The sequence below is a fragment of the Lelliottia sp. GFLA7 genome (assembly GCF_056490165.1).
In genome coordinates, this window is record NZ_JBWLAQ010000002.1 from 456,779 (window position 1) to 479,211 (window position 22,433).

General features: G+C 53.7%; 16 protein-coding genes, 3 tRNA genes and 1 pseudogene. 8 read left to right on the forward strand and 12 right to left on the reverse strand.

The window, feature by feature from the left end; translation table 11 throughout:
* Window positions 1–22: 22 nt before the first annotated feature.
* Both cbl and nac read right to left on the reverse strand, forming a co-directional pair.
* Window positions 23–973, reverse strand: coding sequence for an HTH-type transcriptional regulator Cbl (gene cbl / locus AC07RN_RS07755; protein ID WP_015959565.1), 951 nt, complete (start codon window positions 971–973; stop codon window positions 23–25).
* A 96-nt stretch (window positions 974–1,069) separates the two neighbouring features.
* Window positions 1,070–1,987, reverse strand: coding sequence for a nitrogen assimilation transcriptional regulator NAC (gene nac / locus AC07RN_RS07760; RefSeq protein ID WP_015959566.1), 918 nt, complete (start codon window positions 1,985–1,987; stop codon window positions 1,070–1,072).
* Between the two features lie 320 nt (window positions 1,988–2,307).
* Between nac and AC07RN_RS07765 the strand changes: the two genes are divergently transcribed.
* Window positions 2,308–2,383 (forward strand) — tRNA-Asn (locus AC07RN_RS07765).
* 58 nt (window positions 2,384–2,441) lie between these two features.
* Here the strand turns inward: AC07RN_RS07765 and AC07RN_RS07770 are convergent.
* Together AC07RN_RS07770 and AC07RN_RS07775 are read right to left on the reverse strand one after the other, a co-directional pair.
* Complete coding sequence (locus tag AC07RN_RS07770) at window positions 2,442–5,138, reverse strand: cation-transporting P-type ATPase (protein WP_478336037.1); 2,697 nt, start codon at window positions 5,136–5,138, stop codon at window positions 2,442–2,444.
* Window positions 5,139–5,189: 51 nt separating this feature from the next.
* The gene (locus tag AC07RN_RS07775; RefSeq protein WP_015959568.1) at window positions 5,190–5,621 is read right to left on the reverse strand and encodes a universal stress protein; all 432 of its coding nucleotides are present in this window, start codon (window positions 5,619–5,621) and stop codon (window positions 5,190–5,192) included.
* 533 nt (window positions 5,622–6,154) lie between these two features.
* Between AC07RN_RS07775 and AC07RN_RS07780 the strand changes: the two genes are divergently transcribed.
* From AC07RN_RS07780 to AC07RN_RS07790, 3 genes are read left to right on the forward strand one after another with little or no spacing between them, the layout of a single operon-like run.
* Window positions 6,155–7,240: an efflux RND transporter periplasmic adaptor subunit gene (locus AC07RN_RS07780; RefSeq protein WP_478336038.1), complete on the forward strand. Its 1,086-nt coding sequence runs from the start codon at window positions 6,155–6,157 to the stop codon at window positions 7,238–7,240.
* A complete protein-coding gene (locus tag AC07RN_RS07785; RefSeq protein ID WP_478336039.1) occupies window positions 7,240–10,302 on the forward strand; it encodes an efflux RND transporter permease subunit in 3,063 nt (1,020 codons plus the stop codon). Before AC07RN_RS07780 ends, AC07RN_RS07785 begins: the two co-directional genes overlap by 1 nt.
* Window positions 10,303–10,340: 38 nt before the next feature.
* Window positions 10,341–11,264 (forward strand): acyltransferase, encoded by a 924-nt coding sequence (locus AC07RN_RS07790; RefSeq protein WP_478336282.1) that lies wholly within the window; start codon window positions 10,341–10,343, stop codon window positions 11,262–11,264.
* A gap of 9 nt (window positions 11,265–11,273) precedes the next feature.
* Here AC07RN_RS07790 and pagP read toward each other — a convergent pair whose 3' ends face one another.
* A complete protein-coding gene (gene pagP, locus AC07RN_RS07795; RefSeq protein ID WP_478336040.1) occupies window positions 11,274–11,849 on the reverse strand; it encodes a lipid IV(A) palmitoyltransferase PagP in 576 nt (191 codons plus the stop codon).
* Window positions 11,850–12,095: 246 nt separating this feature from the next.
* Here pagP and shiA point away from each other — a divergent pair, with 246 nt between their 5' ends.
* The 3 genes from shiA to AC07RN_RS07810 all read left to right on the forward strand — a co-directional run bounded on the left by shiA (window position 12,096) and on the right by AC07RN_RS07810 (window position 16,730).
* Complete coding sequence (gene shiA, locus AC07RN_RS07800) at window positions 12,096–13,409, forward strand: shikimate transporter (RefSeq protein WP_478336041.1); 1,314 nt, start codon at window positions 12,096–12,098, stop codon at window positions 13,407–13,409.
* 76 nt (window positions 13,410–13,485) lie between these two features.
* The gene (locus tag AC07RN_RS07805; RefSeq protein ID WP_015959574.1) at window positions 13,486–14,940 is read left to right on the forward strand and encodes an AMP nucleosidase; all 1,455 of its coding nucleotides are present in this window, start codon (window positions 13,486–13,488) and stop codon (window positions 14,938–14,940) included.
* 17 nt (window positions 14,941–14,957) lie between these two features.
* Window positions 14,958–16,730, forward strand: a complete 1,773-nt coding sequence (locus tag AC07RN_RS07810; protein WP_478336042.1) for an aminopeptidase P family protein — start codon at window positions 14,958–14,960, stop codon at window positions 16,728–16,730.
* 90 nt (window positions 16,731–16,820) lie between these two features.
* On the opposite strand, the gene AC07RN_RS07815 is transcribed toward AC07RN_RS07810, so the two are convergent.
* The 3 genes and pseudogenes from AC07RN_RS07815 to AC07RN_RS07825 all read right to left on the reverse strand — a co-directional run.
* Window positions 16,821–16,896, reverse strand: a tRNA-Asn gene (locus AC07RN_RS07815).
* 80 nt (window positions 16,897–16,976) lie between these two features.
* The gene (locus AC07RN_RS07820; protein ID WP_133629912.1) at window positions 16,977–18,491 is read right to left on the reverse strand and encodes an EmmdR/YeeO family multidrug/toxin efflux MATE transporter; all 1,515 of its coding nucleotides are present in this window, start codon (window positions 18,489–18,491) and stop codon (window positions 16,977–16,979) included.
* Window positions 18,492–18,527: 36 nt separating this feature from the next.
* A pseudogene (locus AC07RN_RS07825) lies at window positions 18,528–18,626 on the reverse strand (hypothetical protein); the annotation flags it as partial.
* A gap of 21 nt (window positions 18,627–18,647) precedes the next feature.
* Here AC07RN_RS07825 and AC07RN_RS07830 point away from each other — a divergent pair.
* Window positions 18,648–18,723 (forward strand) — tRNA-Asn (locus AC07RN_RS07830).
* 110 nt (window positions 18,724–18,833) lie between these two features.
* On the opposite strand, the gene AC07RN_RS07835 is transcribed toward AC07RN_RS07830, so the two are convergent.
* The 4 genes from AC07RN_RS07835 to dacD all read right to left on the reverse strand — a co-directional run bounded on the left by AC07RN_RS07835 (window position 18,834) and on the right by dacD (window position 22,275).
* Window positions 18,834–19,169, reverse strand: a complete 336-nt coding sequence (locus AC07RN_RS07835; RefSeq protein ID WP_015959577.1) for a DUF496 family protein — start codon at window positions 19,167–19,169, stop codon at window positions 18,834–18,836.
* Window positions 19,170–19,336: 167 nt separating this feature from the next.
* On the reverse strand, window positions 19,337–20,395 hold the full coding sequence (locus AC07RN_RS07840) for an FUSC family protein (protein WP_478336043.1): 1,059 nt from the start codon (window positions 20,393–20,395) through the stop codon (window positions 19,337–19,339).
* 102 nt (window positions 20,396–20,497) lie between these two features.
* Window positions 20,498–20,971 (reverse strand): DNA gyrase inhibitor SbmC, encoded by a 474-nt coding sequence (gene sbmC / locus AC07RN_RS07845; RefSeq protein ID WP_015959579.1) that lies wholly within the window; start codon window positions 20,969–20,971, stop codon window positions 20,498–20,500.
* A gap of 131 nt (window positions 20,972–21,102) precedes the next feature.
* Window positions 21,103–22,275: a serine-type D-Ala-D-Ala carboxypeptidase DacD gene (dacD, locus tag AC07RN_RS07850; protein ID WP_478336283.1), complete on the reverse strand. Its 1,173-nt coding sequence runs from the start codon at window positions 22,273–22,275 to the stop codon at window positions 21,103–21,105.
* Window positions 22,276–22,433: the final 158 nt, after the last annotated feature.

A 22,433-nucleotide genomic window follows, 5' to 3' on the forward strand; every position in this document is an offset into this window, starting at 1 on the left:
GGGCTTGCCAACTTGCTCACGATTAAATCTGATAATCGATCGCCACGTCTTCCGATTCCATCACCTGCCGTTTAATTTCATCAACCGACAGCCCGGCATTACATAACTCGATGAAACGCCATACGTAGTTGCGTTGCAGCTGACCACGCTTTAGTCCCAGCCAGACGGTATTGGCATCGAATAAATGCCGGGTATCCAGCCGCACCAGATCGCTTGACTCGTGCTCCCCACCCGACTGTTCCGCAACAATGCCAATCCCCAGCCCCAATTCGACATAGGTTTTGATGACATCCGAATCCTGCGCGCTTAGCACCACATCCGGTGTAATCCCTTTCCGGTTGAATGCCTCGTCGATACGCGAGCGCCCGGTAATCCCCTGACGATAGGTGATAAGCGGCCATTTGCCGATCGCTTCGAGCGTCAAAGGGGAAACCTGATTTAAGGGATGGTCTGAGGGCAAAAGCAGGCTGTGATGCCAGCGGAACCACGGAAAGGCCACCAGCAGCGGGTCGTTACTCAGGCGTTCGCTGGCGATACCGATATCCGCCCCGCCATTTTGCAACAGCACTTCAATCTCCTGCGGCGTGCCCTGAATCAACTCAAGACGGACCTCGGGAAAGAGTTCGCGGAAAACCTTGATCACCGGCGGCAGACTGTAGCGCGCCTGCGTATGCGTCGTCGCGATGGTCAACACGCCGGACGCATCATTGGTAAAGAGGTCCGCCAGTCGCCGTACGTTGCTGGCTTCGTTAAGAATACGCTCTGCGATGGTCAAGAGCGCTTTACCGGGCTCAGTCATGCCCAAAAGACGTTTACCGCGACGGATAAAAATCTCTATGCCCAGCTCTTCTTCCAGCTCGCGGATATGGCGGCTGACGCCCGACTGAGAGGTATAAAGCATGTTGGCGACTTCGGTCAGGTTGAAATCCCGCCTGGCCGCCTCACGGATAATTTTAAGTTGCTGGAAATTCACGATTCACCCCGGCGCATCTGATATCGCTCTATTGTTAGAGTCATCAGACCTACAGAACAAATAATAAAAACCAGCATCTTATTCCATTATGGAATATCAGCTTACCAGCTGCAGTTCACGATTCTCCAGCGATGGACGACTTACCAGCGACATCAGGATCTCTTTTACGGCTTGCGCCTGAGGCGACAGCGAACCGCGCGCTGACATGTTCAGAGACAGCGGCAGGCTCATTGACGGCGTAGTGATGCGCGCCATCCAGCCATTCGCCGCGCTGCACAGGGAGCGTGCTGCAGATTCAGGCAGAACCGTCACGCCCATTCCGCTGGCAATTGCGGCGGTCAGAGTGGAAATAGAGTCGATCTCACCGATGATCTTCGCCGTCAGACGACGCAGAGAAAAGGCTTCGTCCACGCGCACGCGCACGGCGCTGTAATCTCGCGGTAAGAACAGATTCATCTCCGCCACGGCCGTCAGATCAATGCTTTGACCAGGGCAGTCTCGCGTGCCGACCAGATAAAGATCTTCTTTCAGCAACGGCTGACTGGTGATTCCCGCAATCGGTGAACGGTCGTAAAGCACCGCCATATCCAGTTGGCCGTTGAGTAATTTGTCGTTCAGGACCGAACCGCTGTTTTCATGCAGATAGACCAGCACGTCTGGCAGCTCGGCGCGAACGGCCTGCAAAAGCGGCATGGTAATAGAGGAGGCAGCGGTTCCCGGTGCCAGACCGATAGAAACCTGGCCGCTCAGCGTGTGCCCAACGTTGCACACCGCCAGCTGGGCTTGCTCACACTGACGCAAAATCGTGCGGGCGTGAGTATAGAGAATTTTGCCCGCTTCGGTTGGCGTGACGCCACGTTTGGTGCGGATTAAAAGCTGCTGGTCCAGTTCACCTTCCAGAGTGGCCACCTGCTGGCTCAGTGCAGGCTGTGCGATATGCAACACTTCCGCGGCCTGGGTCAGGCTACCGATATCGACGATTTTTACGAAGTATTTCAGTCGTCTAAAGTTCATTTTGCCCCCTGTTAAAATGCAGTGCCGGTACTGGCGCTTGTTGTTGATAAGGTTTTTGCAATATGGATGCCAGTTTTTAAGAGAGGTCTGATAAGTTCGCTAAGCGGCTGAAAATAAGGAAATCTAATCACGACAGCGGGTTTTATTACTGAAACAGCGGTTTATGATCTGCCCCATAAGGGGTACATCTGCACCAGAATCGTGCAATCCGTGATAAAAAGCGGCACTTTGCTGATTTTGTCAGCAAACGATGATCAGACGGCGATCCAGCCTTTGACAAGCGTCTGCGAGGTCGATAATATGCGCCCCGTTCACACGATTCCTCTGTAGTTCAGTCGGTAGAACGGCGGACTGTTAATCCGTATGTCACTGGTTCGAGTCCAGTCAGAGGAGCCAAATTAGAAAAGCCCGCTTAAGGAAACTTAAGCGGGCTTTTTGCTTTGCCGAAACACGTTTAGCGCGGTGCTTCCATACGCCATCTGCGGGTCAGCGGTTTCTCGACTTCCACAATCAGGAACATCACAAAGCCGATGATGAAGGTGATGACCCAGTAGCGGAACGGTAAGGATTCAGTGCCGAACAGCATCTGCATAAACGGCGCGTAGATAATCAGTAGTTGCAGCACCAGCAGCACCGCCGTCACGATCCAAATCCCTCTATTCGCCAGCAGCCCTTTGCTCAGCGAAAATCCGTCCGACACGCGGCAGTTAAGCATGTAGAACCACTGCGCGGTCACCAGAGTTTGCAGCAGCACGGTGCGGATGAACTCCGGGGAATATCCGCGCGGCTGCAGCCAGGCTTCCAGCACGAAAGCGCTCACGGCGATCATCGAACCGACAAACACCACGCGCCAGATGGCAAACCCATCCATAACGTGCAGTTTGGGGTCGCGCGGCGGCCGGTTCATGATGTTTTTCTCACCCGCTTCAAACGCCAGTCCGAAGGAGAGCGTGGCGGAGGTCGCCATGTTCATCCACAGGATCAGCACCGGCGTCAGCGGAATCAGGTTACCGGCCAGCAGTGCAATAATTATCAACAGCCCCTGCGCAAGGTTGGTGGGCATGATAAAGAGAATGGTTTTTTTCAGGTTATCGTAAACCCGCCGCCCTTCCCTCACCGCGCTGGCGATGGTGGCAAAGTTATCATCGGTCAGCACCATGTCGGCCGCCTCCTTGGTTACCTCCGTCCCTTTGATACCCATGGCAATCCCGACGTCAGCCTGTTTCAGCGCGGGCGCATCGTTGACGCCATCGCCGGTCATCCCGACCACCTCTTTCTTGCTTTGCAGCGCCTGAACCAGACGGAATTTATCTTCCGGGCTGGTACGTGCAAAAATATCAAATTTCTGCGCGGCGTCGCTCAACTGGTGATCGTCCATCACTTCAAGCTCGCGCCCGGTAATGGCATTGTCCGCATTCCCGATCCCCAGCATTTTGCCAATGCTCATCGCCGTTTGCGGGTGGTCACCGGTGATCATTTTGACGCGAATCCCCGCCTGCAGACAGTCACCGATGGCGGTAATGGCCTCAGGGCGTGGCGGGTCCATCATCCCGGCAATCCCGAGCAAAATCACGCCGTGCTGCAAATCGTCATGCGTCAACTCCGTTTGCTCCAGACTCGCCGGTTTCCAGGCGGCCGCGACCATACGCAGCCCTTCGCGCGCGTACTCCTCAATTTTCGCTTCCCAGTATGGTTGGTCGAGCGGCTCAAGGCCTGCTTCAGTCTGCTGGTGCTGACACAGCCTGAACAGCACGTCCGGGGCTCCGGTAATCAGAATCAGCTCTTCATCCCCAATGCGGTGAAGGGTCGACATATATTTGTACTGGGAATCAAACGGGATCTTGCTGCGCAGCTGCGTCTCTACCGAAGGCAGCGGGACTTTCGCCGCAAGGACTTTTAATGCCCCTTCCGTTGGCCCGCCGGTGATTTTCCAGAAGCCCTGATCGTCTTTCATCAGCTGACTGTCGTTACACAGGTCAATCGTGCGTAGATAGCGCTCCAGCAACGAGCCCTGTGTGACCGAAACGGGCGTTGGGTCATCGATGGGATGGAAGTTTCCTACCGGTTCGTAACTGTCGCCTTCCACGCGATAAATAGTGTCCGCTGTGATCACCGCCTTGACCGTCATTTCGTTCATGGTCAGGGTGCCGGTTTTGTCCGAGCAGATCACGGTCATCGCGCCCAGCGTTTCTACGGTCGGCAATTTGCGGATAATGGCTTTCTGCCGGGCCATCGTTTGCACGCCAAGCGACAGAATAATCGAAATAATTGCCGGCAGCCCTTCCGGAACCGACGCCACCGCAAGGCTGATGAGCGACAACATGAGTTCGGAAACAGGCATATCCCTGAACAGGACGCTAAAGACAAATAGCGCGGCCATCATCACCAGAATGATAATGAAAATGGCTTTCCCGAGCTTATCCATCTGAATCAGCAGCGGCGTTCGCTGTTGCTCAATATCCGCCATCATCTGGTTGATATGGCCTAATTCGGTATCCCCCCCCGTGGCAATAACAACGCCCTGACCGCCGCCGGAGCTGACCGTGGTCCCCGAAAACAACAGGTTAGTCCGGTCGCCCAGCGGAAGCTCTCCTTCAAGCCGGTCAGTGATTTTTTCAACGACCGTCGATTCGCCCGTCAGAATTGCCTCTTCCACCCGAAGATTGTGCGCTTCAATAATCCTGAGGTCGGCCGGGATGCGATCGCCTGCGCGGATCACGACGATATCGCCAGGCACCAGCGCAGTCGTCGGAATGGTTTCATGATTGCCCTGGCGCACCACCACGGCCTCGCTGGAGAGCATATTGCGGATACTTTGCAGCGATTTTTCAGCGTTACTTTCCTGAATGTAGCCAATCAGCGAGTTGATCACCGCCACGCCCAGGATGACGAGCGTATCCACCCAGTGTCCCATCACTGCCGTCAATACCGCCGCCGCAAGTAACACGTAGATCAGCACATCGTTGAAGTGGGCTAAAAAGCGCAACCACGCAGGTTTGCCCGGCTTTTGCGGGAGTGCGTTTTCACCATACTGCTGAAGCCTTGCCGTGGACTCTGCACGGCTGATCCCCTCCGCGGTACTGGCTGTAGTTGCCAGCGTTTCTTCTACGGAAAGTCGGTAAAAGGGTTGGTCCGGTTTTTCTGTCTTCATCGATCCGTCCTCACGTCCTGAACTCAAAAGCACTCTTTTCCATTGAAGCCGTTAACGCACGACAAAAACCGGAACGTGCGCGTAACGAACAATATTTGCCGCGTCTGACCCCAGTAAATGCGTCTGAATATTGGGATTGCGTGAACCAATAATGATCATGTCCGCCGCGAGATCGTCAGCCAGGAGGGTGACTTCGTCGCGGACATTCCCGCTGCGGACATGAAGATGAATGCGATCCTCAGGGAAATTGATTTTTTTGGCGAACGCCGCAAGTTTTTCTTTCGAATTATTAATCATATAGTCATCCATTTTTCGCGCATCCGAAATAAAACCGCGCGTCAATTCTGGCGAGAACTTTGGAATAACGTGAAGGAGGTGGATATCAGCTGAAGCAGCTTGCGCGAGGAATTGAGCGTGCGCCACGGCTTTGTCAGCCAGCCCAATTTCGTATACATCGACAGGAACCAGAATATTTCTGTACATAGCGAGCATCCTTTTATAACTCATACGAGTAGTCATAAATGACATTACACATAATGAAACGCAGGAAAATTAGCTCTACAACCAAACACTAAACGCTGAAGGGGATGGTATTAACCGTAGCACAGCAGACTGAATATGATGAAATTACTCATAATCATTTGAATAATATCAACTTAATAACATATATCTTGATTCCCCCCTTTCATGGCACTCATCAGCGTCACTCCCAACTTTAAGATATGTTTAACCTTTCTTATTTCTGCGACTATGATCATTAGCAGACATTAACGGCTAAGTAAGCCCTGCACATATACTTCAAATTGTCATCATTAACTCGCTTAGGTTTAAAGATAAGGGAGAAGAAATGTTTGGATATAGTTTGATTCGCCTGATTTTCTTTATTGTCCTTGCCATCGTCACCAGTTCCGCCGTGGGTCTTTTGACTTATCTGGTGGTTTCCGCGCTCGCAGAATAGAAACGTCATCACTAAATGTACGGAATAAAGAAATTTTTTTGTTTATTAGGGGAATATCGTGAATCGTTACATTTCTCTTTTACCTGCCCTTATTTTGCTGACAACGGCCTGCGACCCTAAAACTCAGGAAACGGCGCCCCAGCCACGCATGGTTAAAATCGCCGTGGTCACGGCGGCAGGCCAGGCGCAGCAGCGCGTTTTCCCGGCGCGAATTGAGTCTGGCGACGCCACCGACCTCTCATTCAAGCGCGGCGGTCAGATTGAAACCCTCGACATCCGTCAGGGAACCAGCGTCAAGCAGGGCCAGCAGTTGGCTAAGCTCAATACGCGAGAAGCCCAGCAGCGAGTCAACGACCGCCAGACTTCGGCCACGCTAGCGCAGCGGCAATTTGATCGCTTCCAGACGCTGGCGGGCCGCCAGGCCATTTCGAAAGCGGAGATGGACGTTCAGCGGGCCACCCGCGATTCCGCCAATGCGGCGCTGAAAATCGCGCAGGAAGAGCTGAATCAGATGACGCTGGTGGCTCCTTTTGGCGGCGTCGCGGCCAGCGTTCACGTCCGTAATCATCAGGTTGTCAGCGCAGGTCAGCCTATTTTGACGCTCACGCGTACCGACTTGCTGGATGTGGTGTTTAGCATTCCAGAAAACCTGTTCAAAACCCTGGATATTCGTAATGCCAACTACCGTCCGGTGGTGAAGATTAACTCGATGCCGGACCGCGAATTTAGCGCAGTCTACAAAGAGCATACCGGCAGTAGCGACAGCAATACGCTGACATGGCAGGTGATTTTAACCCTGCCGCGCCCGGATGATTTCCCGGTCGTGGGCGGCGTCAGCGGAACAGTCACCATTAATCTGGCGAATCTCCCGGCAGGCGCGGGGCAAAATGCCCTGGTCGTCCCTGTCGAAGCGGTGTTTAACCCGGATAACAGCCCGCGCAATGAGCCGCACGTCTGGGTTGTGCAAGGCGACGGCGACAAACTACAGCTGGAGGATCGCCAAGTGAGCGTCGGGCAAGTCACCGCCCAGGGCGTGATCGTGACCGACGGCCTCAAGGCGGGAGAACGCGTGGTGGCGGCAGGTGTCGGGGAATTGCATGCTAAACAGCCGGTTCGCATCTGGACGCGTGAGCGAGGTCTGTAATGGATATCTCCCGCCAGTTTATCGACAATCCCATTCGCGTCTGGCTGACTATTCTGCTGCTGGGCGTCGGCGGTGTTTTTGCGCTGCTGAACATCGGTCGTCTTGAAGACCCCGCGTTCACTATTAAAACCGCGGTGGTCATTACTCACTATCCGGGTGCCTCCGCACAGCAGGTCGAAGAAGAGGTCACCCTGCCCCTGGAAAACGCGTTACAGCAGCTACCCTCGCTCGATAACGTGAGTTCGATTTCATCAAATGGGTTATCGCAAATCACCGTCAATATTGCCTCGCGTTATCACTCCAGCGAGCTGCCGCAAATCTGGGATGAGCTGCGTCGTCGCGTTGGTGACGCGTCGCGCCAGTTCCCTCCGGGCGTCGTGACGCCGTTTGTGAATGATGATTTTGGCGATGTGTTTGGTTTCTTTTTTGCCCTTTCCGGCGATGAATTTACCAACGCTGAACTGGCGCGTTACGCCGATCAGTTGCGCCGCGAACTGGTCTTGATCCCCGGCGTCGGCAAAGTCGCCATTGGTGGCGCAATACCGCAGCAGATCAATGTCGATATTTCGCTACCCAAAATGGCCGCACGCGGGATTACGCTTGCGCAGCTTTCCGCGATCCTCAGCCGCGTAAATGTGGTGTCTAACGCCGGTGAGATTGCCTCCGGCACCGAGTCTATTCGCCTGCATCCGACCGGCGAATTTGAAAATATCGATGAGCTGGGCGATTTGATCATTACCCCGTATGGCGCGGGGGCTGCAACGCGTCTGCGTGATATCGCGACGCTGTCACGCGGGCTGACGGAATCGCCGTCCAGTATCTATCACGCCAACGGTCAACAGGCCGTCACCATGGGCGTGTCGTTCATTCCCGGCGTCAATGTGATTGATGTGGGGCGGGCGTTAGAGGCCAAACTGCAGCAAATGTCGGCGGAAAAACCGGCGGGCATTAACATCGATCTGTTTTACGATCAGGCTGCGGAAGTGGGGCATTCGGTCAACGGATTTATCATCAACTTCCTGATGGCGCTAGCGATTGTTATCGGCGTCCTGCTGATTTTCATGGGCATCCGCAGCGGGATTATTATCGCGCTTTCCCTCGCGCTTAACGTGCTAGGCACCCTGCTCATTATGTACCTCTGGGGAATCGAGCTGCAGCGCATTTCCCTGGGGGCGCTGATCATCGCCCTGAGTATGCTGGTCGATAACGCGATTGTGATTGTCGAAGGGGTGCTGATTGCCCGACAGCAGGGTTCAACCCTGATGACCGCCGTGAATTACGTGATTCGCCGCTCGGCGCTGCCGCTGCTGGGCGCCACGGTGATCGCTATACTGGCTTTTGCGCCAATTGGGCTTTCTCAGGATTCGACCGGCGAATACTGCAAATCGCTGTTCCAGGTTTTGCTGATTTCGCTGATGTTGAGCTGGTTCTCGGCGCTCACGATTACGCCGGTGATGATCAAATGGTGGCTGTTCAAAGGGCAAAAAACAGCGGAAACGCCTGCTGAAGCCGATCCTTACAACGCGCGGTTTTACCGAATTTATCAGCACATGCTGAATACCCTTCTGGCGCGAAAAACGGTGACGCTAACGTTAATGGTTGCCCTGCTGGTCGCGGCTGTCTGGGGTTTTGGCTCGGTGCGGCAAAACTTTTTCCCCTCATCGAACACGCCTATTTTCTTCGTCGATCTGTGGTTGCCTTACGGAACGGATATCAGCCAGACCGAAAAAATGACCGGCGACATCGAAAAAGCGATTAACGGCCAGGATGGCGTGGTGACCACGGTGTCGACCATCGGCCAGGGAAGCATGCGCTTTATTCTGACCTACAGCGGCCAACGCCAGTACAGCAACTACGCGCAAATTATGGTGCGCATGGATGACCAGCGGAATATTCCAGCGCTTGCCCGCCACGTCGATGATTACATTGCTCGCCACTATCCGCAGGTTAACGCCAGCACTAAGCGCGTGATGTTTGGCCCGTCTGGCGATAGCGCCATTGAGGTGCGCATTAAAGGGCCGGATCCAGACAGACTTCGCCTGATCGCCAGTCAGGTTGACGATATTCTGAGTCGCGATCCGGCCACCGACAGCGTGCGAAACGACTGGCAGAATCGCAGCAAAGTGATTCGTCCACAGTATTCGCCAGCCTTGGGTCGGGAACTGGGTGTCGATAAGCAGGATATTGATAATGCGCTGGAGATGAATTTCTCCGGGAGTCGGGTGGGCTTATACCGCGAAGGTTCGGATCTACTGCCCGTCGTCGTCCGTCCGCCAGAAAATGAACGCCAGGATGCCAACCATCTGAATAACGTACTGGTGTGGAGTCAAAACCGTCAGCAGTACATTCCGATGAGCAACGTGGTGAGCGACTTTACGCTGGAGTGGGAAGACCCGCTCATTCTGCGCCGGGACTGCAGCCGGGTGCTGACGGTTCAGACCGACCCGTCGCCGCTCAGCCAGCAAACCTCGGGCGATATTCTGGCGCGGGTTAAACCTCAGATTGATGCTCTGGCGCTGCCGCACGGCTACAGCATCGAATGGGGCGGCGACGCAGAAAGTTCCAGCGAGGCACAGCAAGGAGTCTTCTCAACGCTGCCGATTGGGTATCTGGTGATGTTTATTATCACCATCCTGATGTTCAGCTCGGTGAAAAACGCCGTCGCCATCTGGCTGACGGTGCCGCTGGCGCTGATCGGCGTCACGCCAGGCTTTTTGCTGACCGGCATTCCGTTCGGTTTTATGGCGCTGATCGGGTTACTGAGCCTCAGTGGAATGCTTATCCGTAACGGCATTGTATTGGTCGAAGAAATTGAACAGCAGAAGCAGCAAAAGCCGCAGCACGAGGCGATTGTTTATGCCGCGACGTCTCGTTTGCGCCCTATTCTGTTGACCGCATTTACCACCGTGTTGGGGCTGGCTCCGCTCCTGCGTGATGTGTTCTTCCAGAGCATGGCGGTGGTGATTATGTTCGGGCTAGGTTTTGCGACCATCTTGACGCTTCTGGTTCTTCCGGTTATTTATGCCTGTTTCCATCGACCGCGAGAGAAAGAAGTACCATGAATTCAACCGGACTGAATATTCTTAAAACGCTGGGATGCATGACGGCGGTGACGTTTTTTACCATCTATAACACCTGGGATCGCTATGACTACGATTATCACTGGATCCTGGGGTTTCTGACGTTTATCTCGACCATCGCCACCCCGCTGTTTTTTGTGATAGCGGGCTATCTCGACGCACAATCGCGGCACGGTTCCCGCTGGCAAGTCGGTAAAATCCAAAGCATCGTCATCGTTTTTCTGTTCTGGATGACGATTTATTACCTGTGGGAACCTTATCAGCGCGGCTATTTAATCCAGCCGTGGTTTGTCTTTACCTTTATTGTGATTTACACCTTCCACCCGGTTATCGAATGGTTAAGCCAGCGCCGCAGGCTGTTTTGCTGGGTGGTATTTTCCCTGCTGCTGTTTGCCTACGGCTACGATTTGCTGGCGGCGTTATATCCCGAAAAACACCTGTTTTCGCTCGCGCCGCAATATCGTTTGTGGACCTGGCTGCTGTTTTACCTGACCGGTCAGCTGTTTTTTGATCCGCTGATTGCCTCCTGGATCAGCAAAGACAGGGTGGTCAAAATAGCGATCGGGGCAATTCCGCTGATTTATCTGTTCACCTGGTTTTACGAGCAGCATTTCTTTTTTGCCCTGTTCAAGGCTGATCGCAACGCGTTTATTCTGACAGGCTCGCAAATCTATTTTCTGATCGTGGCGCTGGTTATCGCCGCGAATGGCGTGCGTTTTCGCCGCAACGTTGAGTTTAAAGAGGCCATCTTAGCGACCATCAGCAAGACGATGACCGGGGTGTATATTCTTCACTATTCGGTTTTTCATCTTCTCACCGCGCTGATTCCCGTCACCTCCCTGTCGACAAAATTCATCCTGATGGCGCTGACGTTTATCGCCTCGGTGCTGATCTCGATGCTGGCGCTATCGCATTCATTACTCAAAAAAGTGATTACGATTTAGCGCCCATATTTAAAAGCCGTAGCGCAGCCAGGCAAATAATACGTTGCCGTTATTATAGGTACCCGGAATGTAGGTGAACTGGACGTTCAGGTTCTTATAGCCAGCAGAAAACAGCGGTAAAATAATGGGCAGCGGCACATAGTTAGCAAAGTCTTTGCGTGCCGTGATCCCTGCGGTCACGCCCAATCCCAGACGGAAATCCCGCGCATTATCCAGATACCAGCCATTTTCCCAGCCATAGCCGACGATGGGCTGCCATTCGTTATGCGAGTCCTTAAACATCATGGCGTAAAGCGAACTCCAGTCGCCCTCTTCATCGTAGCGAGAAATACCAAAACCCCCGCCCGACGGCATTTCGTTGTAATTGTCGGTTTTTTCTTTGTCATACATAAAGCGCGCATGCCAGCTCAAAAAAGGCACATACAGATCGTAGTGTTGCGGTTCGTTCCACGTCTGCGAAACATCGGTGGTCCATTCGTTCCACCAGCGGCTAATACGCTGCTCGCCGTACACCCCAGGCTCAGCGCGCAGTGAAAAAGTCATCAATACAGTCAAGAATAAAAAAATGATTCGAAGTTGTGGCATCGTTAATCCCTCAGCAATATCGCACTACGATACTCAATACTGTAAACCATCCTTAGACAACCAACCGAAAACCAACGCGAATTCATTACGATCCCTTCTCATTTTTTCGGCAATGTGACGATAAAATCATTTTCTCCTGACGCCTGTCGGGGTAGTCTCATAAGCGTTGCCTATGATCGGTGACGCGAATGTGAGTAATCTTTTCCCATACTAATAATAAAAAAATCGGTACAGACAGGACTTAAAATGGATTCCACCCTCATCTCCGATCGCCCAGGCGAGGAGACACCATCGCTCACCCGCGCCCGTCGCGCTGCTTTTGGTAGCTTCGCCGGTGCCGTCGTCGACTGGTATGATTTTTTGCTCTACGGCATCACCGCCGCACTGGTCTTTAATCGTGAGTTTTTCCCGCAAATTAGTCCCGCCATGGGGACGCTCGCTGCGTTCGCAACCTTTGGCGTTGGGTTCCTGTTCCGGCCGCTGGGCGGCATTATCTTCGGTCATTTTGGCGACAAACTGGGCCGTAAGCGGATGCTGATGCTCACCGTCTGGATGATGGGTATTGCCACCGCGCTGATTGGTATTTTGCCCTCTTTCGCCACGATAGGCTGGTGGGCACCCGTCCTGCTGGTGATGCTGCGTGCCATCCAGGGCTTCGCCGTTGGCGGAGAATGGGGCGGCGCGGCGCTGCTGTCCGTCGAAAGCGCGCCAAAACATAAAAAAGCGTTCTACAGCAGCGGCGTGCAGGTCGGTTACGGCGTGGGCTTGCTGCTCTCCACCGGACTGGTGTCATTAATCAGCCAGCTCACCACCGATGAGCAGTTCCTGAGCTGGGGCTGGCGCATTCCGTTCCTGTTTAGCATCGTGCTGGTGCTCGGCGCGCTATGGGTGCGTAACGGCATGGAAGAGTCGGCGGAATTCGAGAAACAGCAGCGCGAAACGCCGGTCGCCAAAAAACGTCTGCCGGTGATGGAAGCGCTGTTTCAGCATCCCGGCGCGTTCCTGAAAATCATCGGTCTGCGTCTGTGCGAGCTGTTAACGATGTATATCGTCACCGCGTTCGCACTGAATTATTCGACGCAAAACCTCGGCTTGCCGCGTGAGCTTTTTCTGAATATTGGTCTGCTGGTCGGGGCCATTAGCTGTCTGACCATTCCGTGCTTTGCATGGCTTGCGGATCGCTTTGGTCGCCGACGGGTCTATATTACCGGCGCGCTGATCGGGACGCTCAGCGCCTGGCCGTTCTTTATGGCGCTGGAAGCGGAGTCGCTGTTCTGGATTGTGTTTTTCGCCATTATGCTGGCGAATATCGCCCATGACATGGTGGTGTGCGTCCAGCAGCCCATGTTCACCGAGATGTTTGGTGCCCGCTACCGCTACAGTGGCGCGGGCGTCGGCTATCAGGTGGCAAGCGTCGTCGGCGGTGGATTTACACCGTTTATCGCCGCTGCATTAGTCACCTTCTCGGGCGGTAATTGGCACAGCGTGGCGATTTATCTGTTGGCGGGCTGTTTGATTTCCGCCGCGACGGCGCTGTTCATGAAAGACGCACGCGCCTGATGTCCTGACTTTTTTTTCACATACGTGTGACATACTATCGAGTGACGTCGCACTTATGTGGAACAAGGAGACAGACATGAATAATAAGGGCTCCAGCCTGACACCGGCTCAGGCACTGGAAAAACTGGAAGCGCTGTATGAGCAATCGGTCAGCGCCCTGCGCAGCGCCATTAGCGAGTATCTTGAGAACGGAAAACTGCCTGATGAGAAGGCACGATTAGATGGCCTTTTTGTTTATCCCTCCCTTTCTGTGACCTGGGACGGCGGCACCACCACAACGCCTAAAACCCGTGCCTACGCCCGTTTTACCCACTCAGGATGTTACTCCACCACCATTACCCGCCCTGCTCTGTTTCGCCCTTATCTTGAAGAACAGCTGACGCTGCTGTATCAGGATTATGGCGCGCACATCGCCGTTGAACCGTCACTGCACGAAATTCCGTATCCGTACGTGATTGATGGCTCTGCCCTGACGCTGGATCGCTCCATGAGCGCGGGCTTGACCCGTCATTTCCCAACCACCGAGCTGTCGCAGATTGGCGATGAAACCGCTGACGGGATTTATCATCCTGCTGAATTTTCGCCGCTGTCGCATTTCGATGCCCGCCGCGTCGACTTCTCGCTGGCGCGTTTGCGTCACTACACCGGCACGCCAGCCGAACATTTCCAGCCGTTCGTGCTGTTCACCAACTACACCCGCTACGTGGATGAGTTCGTGCGCTGGGGTTGCAGCCAGATTCTCGATCCCGACAGCCCTTACGTGGCGCTCTCCTGCGCGGGAGGGATTTGGATAACCGCCGAAACCGAAACGCCAGAGATGGCTGTCTCCGATCTGGCGTGGAAAAAACACCAGATGCCCGCCTGGCATTTAATTACCGCCGACGGCCAGGGCATTACGCTCATCAACATTGGCGTTGGCCCATCGAATGCCAAAACCATCTGTGACCACCTGGCGGTTCTGCGCCCGGACGTGTGGCTGATGATTGGTCACTGCGGGGGTCTGCGCGAAAGTCAGTTGATTGGCGATTACGTGCTGGCGCACGCTTACCTGCGTGACGATCACGTTCTTGATGCCGTTCTGCCGCCGGATATCCCGATCCCAAGCATCGCTGAAGTGCAGCGTGCATTGTACGACGCGACCAAAGAAGTCAGCGGTATGCCCGGTGAAGAGGTTAAACAACGCCTGCGTACCGGCACCGTCGTCACCACCGACGACCGCAACTGGGAGTTGCGCTACTCGGCGTCGGCGCTGCGCTTTAACCTGAGCCGCGCGGTGGCGATCGATATGGAAAGCGCCACCATCGCCGCCCAGGGCTATCGATTCCGCGTGCCTTACGGCACCTTGCTGTGCGTTTCCGATAAACCGTTGCACGGCGAGATCAAGCTACCCGGACAGGCCAACCGCTTCTATGAAGGGGCGATTTCCGAGCATTTGCAAATTGGTATTCGCGCCATCGATTTACTGCGTGCGGAAGGCGACAAGCTGCACTCCCGTAAGCTGCGCACCTTCAACGAGCCGCCGTTCCGCTGATAATAATAAGGAAAACGATGAACACCACATCACCGCTGTCGGCGCTTCGCCACTGGCTTCATGACAACCAATTCGCGGGCATGATTGTGCCCCGCGCCGATGCGTGGCAAAGCGAATTCTGTGCCTCATCCGATGAAAAGCTGGCCTGGCTCACCGGCTTTGATGGCTCTGCCGGGCTGGCGCTGGTGCTGCAAGACCGCGCACTGCTTTTTGTGGACGGTCGCTATCAGGTCCAGGCCCGCGTTCAGGTCAATCTGGATGATATTGAGATTCACCATCTGCATAACGAACCGCTGGTCGAATGGCTGGCGGAAAATCTCGCCGCGGGCACCCGCATCGCGTTTGACCCGATGCTCATGACTCAAACGGAATACCAGCAATTTTGCGCCACGCAGTGTGAATTTGTTCCGCTAACGGTTTCACCTTTCGACACGCTCTGGACGGACCGCCCCGCTGCGCCGGCCGGTTTGATTCGCGAGATGCCGGAAGAAATCAGCGGTGAAAGCAGCGTGGCGAAACGCCAGCGCATTGCTCATCTGCTGGCGGCTAAAAATGCCGATTTCATGGCGATCACCCTGCCGGACAACATTGCCTGGCTGCTGAACGTGCGCGGCTCTGATATTCCGACCAGCCCGGTGCCGCTTTCGTTCGCTCTCCTGAGCCGCGAAGGCAACGTGGAGTGGTTTGTTGATGGCGACAAGATTCGCGATCTCCCCGCCTCTGCACTCGAATCAGTGGTGGTTTCTGCCCAGGACGATTTTGTCCGTCGCTGCCAGCAGATTTCCGAAGGCAAGCGAGTCTGGGTGGATGCCGATTCTGCGCCTGTCGCGCTGCGTTTTGCCATTGAGCCACAGGGTGAAATTCTCTGGCAAGCGGACCCAATCACGATGATGAAGGCGCAAAAAAACGCGGTTGAGCTGGCAGGCTATCGCGAATGTCATCAGTCTGACGGCGCAGCCTGGGTTAATTTTCTCGCCTGGTTGTCCCGTGAGGTTCCCCTACGCGAAGCCGCGGGTAATCCGCTGACGGAGCTGGAAGCGCAGGCACAACAGTTGGCGTTTCGTGAGCAGCAGCCCCATTTTATCGAGCAAAGTTTTGCCACGATTTCGGCGTCTGCCAGCAACGCGGCAATGTGTCATTACCACTCAAGCGAAGCGACCAACAAACCGATCGTCAGCACGCAGTTTTATCTGAATGATTCAGGTGGGCAATATCATAACGGCACCACCGATGCGACGCGCACGCTGGCTTACAGTAAGCTCGATGCGCAGCAGCGCCTGCATTACACCGCAGTGTTAAAAGGCTTTTTGTCGCTGATTATGCTGCAGTTCCCGTCGGGGACGCAGGGGCATCAGTTGGACGCTTTTGCGCGTCGTCCGCTGTGGGAATTGGGGCTTGATTACGATCACGGGACCGGGCATGGCGTGGGACACCAGCTTTTGATCCACGAAAACCCGCAGCGTATTGCGAAAAAGGTCAATCCGTGGCCGCTACTGGCTGGCAGCATCATCACCATTGAGCCGGGCTATTATCAGGCGGACAGCCATGGCATTCGCATAGAAAACCAGGTTGAAATTGTGGAAAGCATGCCGGGGTTCTGCAAATTTGCTTCGCTCACGCTGATCCCAATTGATTTGAGCCAGGTAGAGCTGAATTTGCTGAGCGAGCAGGAGAAACAGTGGCTAGACAGTTATCACCAGCAGGTGAGAGACATTCTGTCGCCTTTGGTTGAGAGCGACGCGCGCCCGTGGCTGTTTGAAGCGACGGCACCGATTCGCGTGAGCCGATAAGGCACGATGGGGGCGTCGGCCCCCTCTTCTAGCGCATTTGCCTTGCGTAGAAAAGCAAAAAGCCTGCTTTAAAAGCAGGCTTTTCTAATTTGGCTCCTCTGACTGGACTCGAACCAGTGACATACGGATTAACAGTCCGCCGTTCTACCGACTGAACTACAGAGGAATCGTGTGAACGGGGCGCATATTATCGACCCGCCCCCTCATTGTCAAAGACTGAATGCGCAAAAAAGTTCGTTTGCCGATTTATTCTCCACTTTGCGCATTCGAGAGGCTTTCTGGCAGTTTTTTATGCTCAACTTCAGCCTTTTTACGCGGGTATTTCCACAGCCATCGCCCGCTCACCATGCGCCAGTAGAACAGCACGCCACGAACCGCCCAATCAAGGAACATCCCAAGCCAGACACCGACAACGCCCATGCCGAGCATAATCCCCAACGTATAGCCCGCTACCACGCGGCATCCCCACATTCCCAGCATCGAGACCCACATTGCAAAGCGAGCATCGCGCGCACCTTTTAACCCAGCTGGTAGCACCCAGGAGGCGGCCCAGATCGGCATAAACGCCGCATTCAGCCAGATAAGGATTTTCACCACCTCTTTGACGTCGTCTTCACGGGTGTAAAACGAGGCCAAAAGACCGGCAAACGGCGCAGTCCCCCACGCGATGAGTGACAGGCCAATCGTAGAGAGCCAGAACACATGGCGCAGCTGACGCTCTGCCTGTGCAATTTGTCCCTTGCCCAAACGCTTACCGGTAATAATCGTGGAAGCGGACCCCAGCGCATTGCCCGGCAGGTTTATCAGCGAGGCAATCGAGAACGCAATAAAGTTACCCGCGATGACGTCAGTCCCCATCCCAGCGACAAACATTTGAGTAAGCAGTTTCCCGCCGTTAAACAGCACCGATTCGATACTCGCCGGAACTCCGATCCCCATCACTTCCCAGATAATGGCGAAATTGAACGGGCGGAAATAGCTTTTCAGCGAGATGCGCAGCGCAGGATTAAAGCCCACCATCAGCACCACGATAATCGCGATGGCACCGATGTAACGGGAAATCGTCAACCCTAAACCGGCCCCAACAAAGCCCAGCCCTTCCCACGAGAAAGCCCCGTAGATCAGAATGCTGCTGATGATAATGTTCAGGATATTCATCCCGCCGTTAATCAGCAGCGGAATCTTGGTATTACCCGCGCCACGTAGCGCACCGCTGCCAATAAGCGCGATGGCCGCTGCCGGATAACTCAGCACCGTCATTTCGAGATAAGTGAGCGCCAGACCTTTAACTTCGTTGGTCGCCTCACCGGCGACGATGTCGATAATCTCTTTGCCAAAATAGTGGATCACCGCCGCGAGAATGATAGAAAAAATCGTCATGATCATCAGCGACTGTCGCGCCGCTTCGCGTGCGCGTTTGGGATCAAGCTTACCCAGGCTAAACGCAACGACGACGGTTGTACCCAGATCAATCGCCGCGAAGAAAGAGATGACGACCATATTGAAGCTGTCGGCCAGACCCACGCCTGCCATCGCCTCTTTACCCAGCCAACTCACCAGGAAAGTACTCAATACGCCCATCAACAGAACGCAGGTGTTTTCCAGGAAGATAGGCACAGCAAGAGGGGTGATTTCACGCCAGAACAGGACACGGTAACTTTTTCGTTTGGCATACCAGGGCGTGCGCATGACGGCCTGACGTAGAGCGGCGGTGACGTTCAAAATGGACCTTAAAGAGAGAAAGTTGAAACTACATTTCAAATGATGATTGAGAAATGCTAATCCTGCAAAGTATTTTCAACAAAAAACTGTGGGCAAAAGTGACAAACTGTCGACAGATTCACCAGTTAAACATCTGAACGTAAGATCAGGTTTGACAAAACTTTTTTCGCCGCTAAGATAAGCCTCCTAACCGATTCCTCTGTAGTTCAGTCGGTAGAACGGCGGACTGTTAATCCGTATGTCACTGGTTCGAGTCCAGTCAGAGGAGCCAAATTTAAAAAGCCTGCTTTCGAGCGGGCTTTTTGCTTTTTAGCGTCCGACTACCCCTCAAAAAAAAGCCCCCCTGCTTTCGCAGAGAGGCGCAGTCTTTCTTAGCAGCAATTATTCGCTTTTTGCTTCGCTGCTTTTGATTTCGCCGATGACTTTCAGCTTTTTAGAGATATCGCGGCGCTCTTTGGACAGTTCAGCGTTCTTGATGATGTAGTCGTCAACGCGATCTTCATAATCGGTCTTCATGCTGGCGATAATGCCCTGAATGGCTTCTACGCTCATACCCGGCTTGATGTAGTCGCTCAGGTTATCAAGCAGCAGAACACGTTTCTGGTTGTCACGGATCTTCTTCTCAACGTCCTGAATTTCACGCTGCAGTTTGTTTTTGCGACGGAACAGGCGGACGAATTCCAGAACATCCTGGAACGAAGGCTTGGTAGTTTCCATTTTGATACCCCTGATAATGTGAGATTCGGATTCGTTTAAGCAACCACTGTACCGTTAACCTTACTGACAGCCGTTGCGAATGACAATGAGTATATCGTTTGCCCTATCATAACCTCAAATGCTGCTGAATCGTAGCAGCAGGCGTCACATCCGCAGACGCCTGCTTTTTATTTGCGCAGCGCCCGGCAGATGAGATGCGACAGCAACTCTAATTGTCTCGCCATCTCCATGCTCAACCACACATAGCCGTGGATAGGCGTTTCTGACACGTTGTCACCCTGATGCTCGCCGATCAACTGCTTGAGCTCAGCTACGATTTCGTTCAATCGTTCGCTGTTAGCAAGAATAGGCTGTGGGTTCCCTTCGTAAAGCGCGTGAGCGATGGTGAGCAGCGTTTGTTGGGTCATCTGCTGAGTCTCTTTCAGCGTGTTTGCATTCAGAAGCACAAAGTGACTGGCACGAGACGCCCAATGCGCATTTATTTGCAGTTCCAGCATGCATACCAGATTCCGGCTAACAGTCTGAATCGCTTCAAAAATGGCTTTTTGGATATGCGTCTCTTTGCTGGCAGGAACAATAAGCCCACGCATTTTGACGACATCATTGAGTATTTTTTGCAGATGCTTTTCGAGCCGTGGGCGTTCCACCAAGTTGGGTGAAAAGCCCGCCTGATAGACACGATTGAACGCGGTTACGTAGTGGGCCATCTGAATGCGCCAGTGCAGAAATGCGCGTTGAGGCCAAATCCCGGTAAAGAGCATTGCTAACAGCGAGCCGAGAATCACATCACCGCCTCGCCACAGGGCCGTAGCCATGTCTCCCGCCGGGGCACCGACCACGACAGATAGCGTAATGCCAATCAGCAGAGCCTGATACGGTTTTTTGCCCAGCGCCAGCCAGCCGCACAGGAACATCGCCCCCGCACACCAGAGCAACATCACGGGCAACGAAATCAGCTCAAGTTTTAATGCAATCAACCCTAATGCAGAGCCAAAAATCGTACCGCCGATGCGCTCGAAGGCACGTGGAACCACGTTTCCCCAAAAAGATATCGGCCCCATGATGACCACCAACGTGATCAAAGGCCAGGTTCCCTCGGGGATATCCAGCAGACGCACCAGTAAAAAAGTGAGGATGAATGCCAGCGCGATGCGGCAACCATGCACGACGCGGTAATTCCGATACAGTCGGATTTCAAAAGGCGTTAATGATTTGTCGGGACGCACACCCGCTCTCCAGATACACGGCAAATCACAATTGTACTGTGTTTTCTGCCAGACGTATCACGCCCGGCAGAAAAACCCTACAAATCGCAGGAATAATCATTGTTATCCGGCTTTATTCTGCACCGGAACAAACATTTCAATATCCCAGTAACCATCGGCATTGCCATCATTCAGATAGCGTTCAAAGCAGGGTTTAGGGGCGATTTGATAGTGATTGTCCTGGAGCAGGCTGTTGAAGAAACTATGCCATGGGGTGCCGAAATCGTAGTTTTCGACGCGTGCTGTGGCAATCGCATAATCACCGGCAGCCACTTCGGTGAGGATAACGCCTTCGCTGTTTGCCGGGATGACAAAATCGTCGGGAACAGTGACAACCGTATCGCAGCGCAGTTTCTCTGCGGGCACTTCGTCTGGATTATCATAATAGACCGCCACCCACTCAAGCGGCTGAATATGGTGTCCATCCACCCACATCATGAGTTGCTCAAAACCTTGCTTAACGGTTTGCTCCCACGGCCCAACCATATGAAAACCGGCAATCTTACGCTTCTGTTGCTGCTTGATGCTGTAGTCCATACTGCCTCCGTTTATTACTGTGTATTTATACACTATAAAGCAGATTCTTTATGTCCAGCAAATATGACGCGTTGATTATGCGAGCAGACTCGCACGACTGCCAGTCTGCTCGTTACGGTCTTAACGGTTCGTCAGGCTTTATGGTGCAGATAATCACTCAGCCGAGAGAACATCCCGCCCTTGCCGACGCTTTCCAGCGTGACTAATGGCCAGTGCGCCACAATTTTATCGCGATCGTAAAGCTCAATTTCACCTACTCGCTGGTGCGCCGCGATAGGGGCCTCCAGCTCTTTTTTATCAAGTACATATTTGGCCTTAATGTTGGCAACTTCCGCTTTTGGCAACGCCAGCCAGAAATCCTGATCCGTACCCAGCGAGATGTGTTCTTTATCGCCGTACCAGATGCGCTCGGTGCCCACTTTTTTGCCGTTATGCAAGATTTGCACGGTATCGAAGTTTTGCTGGCCCCAATGCAGCAGTTTGCGCGCCTGATCCTCACGCCCTTTCGGACTCTCGCCGCCCATGATCACCGCAATCAACCGGCGCTGACCATCGACTGCCGAGGCGATCAGGTTAAAGCCAGCGCCAGACGTGTGCCCGGTTTTGAGTCCGTCGACCTTCAGGGTTTTATCCCAAAGCAGCCCATTGCGGTTTTGCTGCGTGACACCATTCCAGGTCAGGCTCTTTTCACTGTACATATGATAAAAATCTGGCTCGCCGTGAATAATCGCGCGTGAAAGCACCGCGAGATCATAGGCTGAGCTGTGTTGCCCTGGTGCATCCAGACCATGTACCGTTTCAAAATGGGTATCGCGCAGACCCAGTTTTTGCACATACTCGTTCATCATATTGACGAATTGCGGCTGCCCACCTGCCACATAATCCGCCAGCGCCACGCAGGCGTCATTCCCAGAATCAACGATTAAACCCCGGCTCAGATCGCGAACTGAAACGCGTTCACCCGCTTTCAGGAACATCAGCGATGACCCGTCAAACACAGGATTACCCTTCGCCCACGCATCGCGTCCAACGGTGACCATATCGTCAGGGGTAATGCGATGGCTATCGATAGCACGATCGACAACATAGCCTGTCATTAACTTGGTGAGGCTGGCCGGATTGCGCTGTTGATGTTCGTTGCCCGCCGTTAAAATTTGACCAGTGGTATAGTCCATCAGCACCCAAGAACCAGCCTGTATAGCTGGCGGTTGCGGCGAAAAATCCAACGGATCGGCCGCCAGGGCAGGAGTGACACTCGAAGCGAGTAAAGAAAGAGCAATAAACAGACGGCGTTTCAACGATATATCCTCAGTCATTAAAAAATCGTTGCCCTTTTTACGGAAAATCTCATGCCGTTACCTGTTTAAATTGCAAAAAAATGTGACGGACCGCAATGTTCCGCCTGGAAGCCTGCTCGCAAATCTTCGAGATAAACGTGCTTTTTGTTCGGTCTGATGACCCT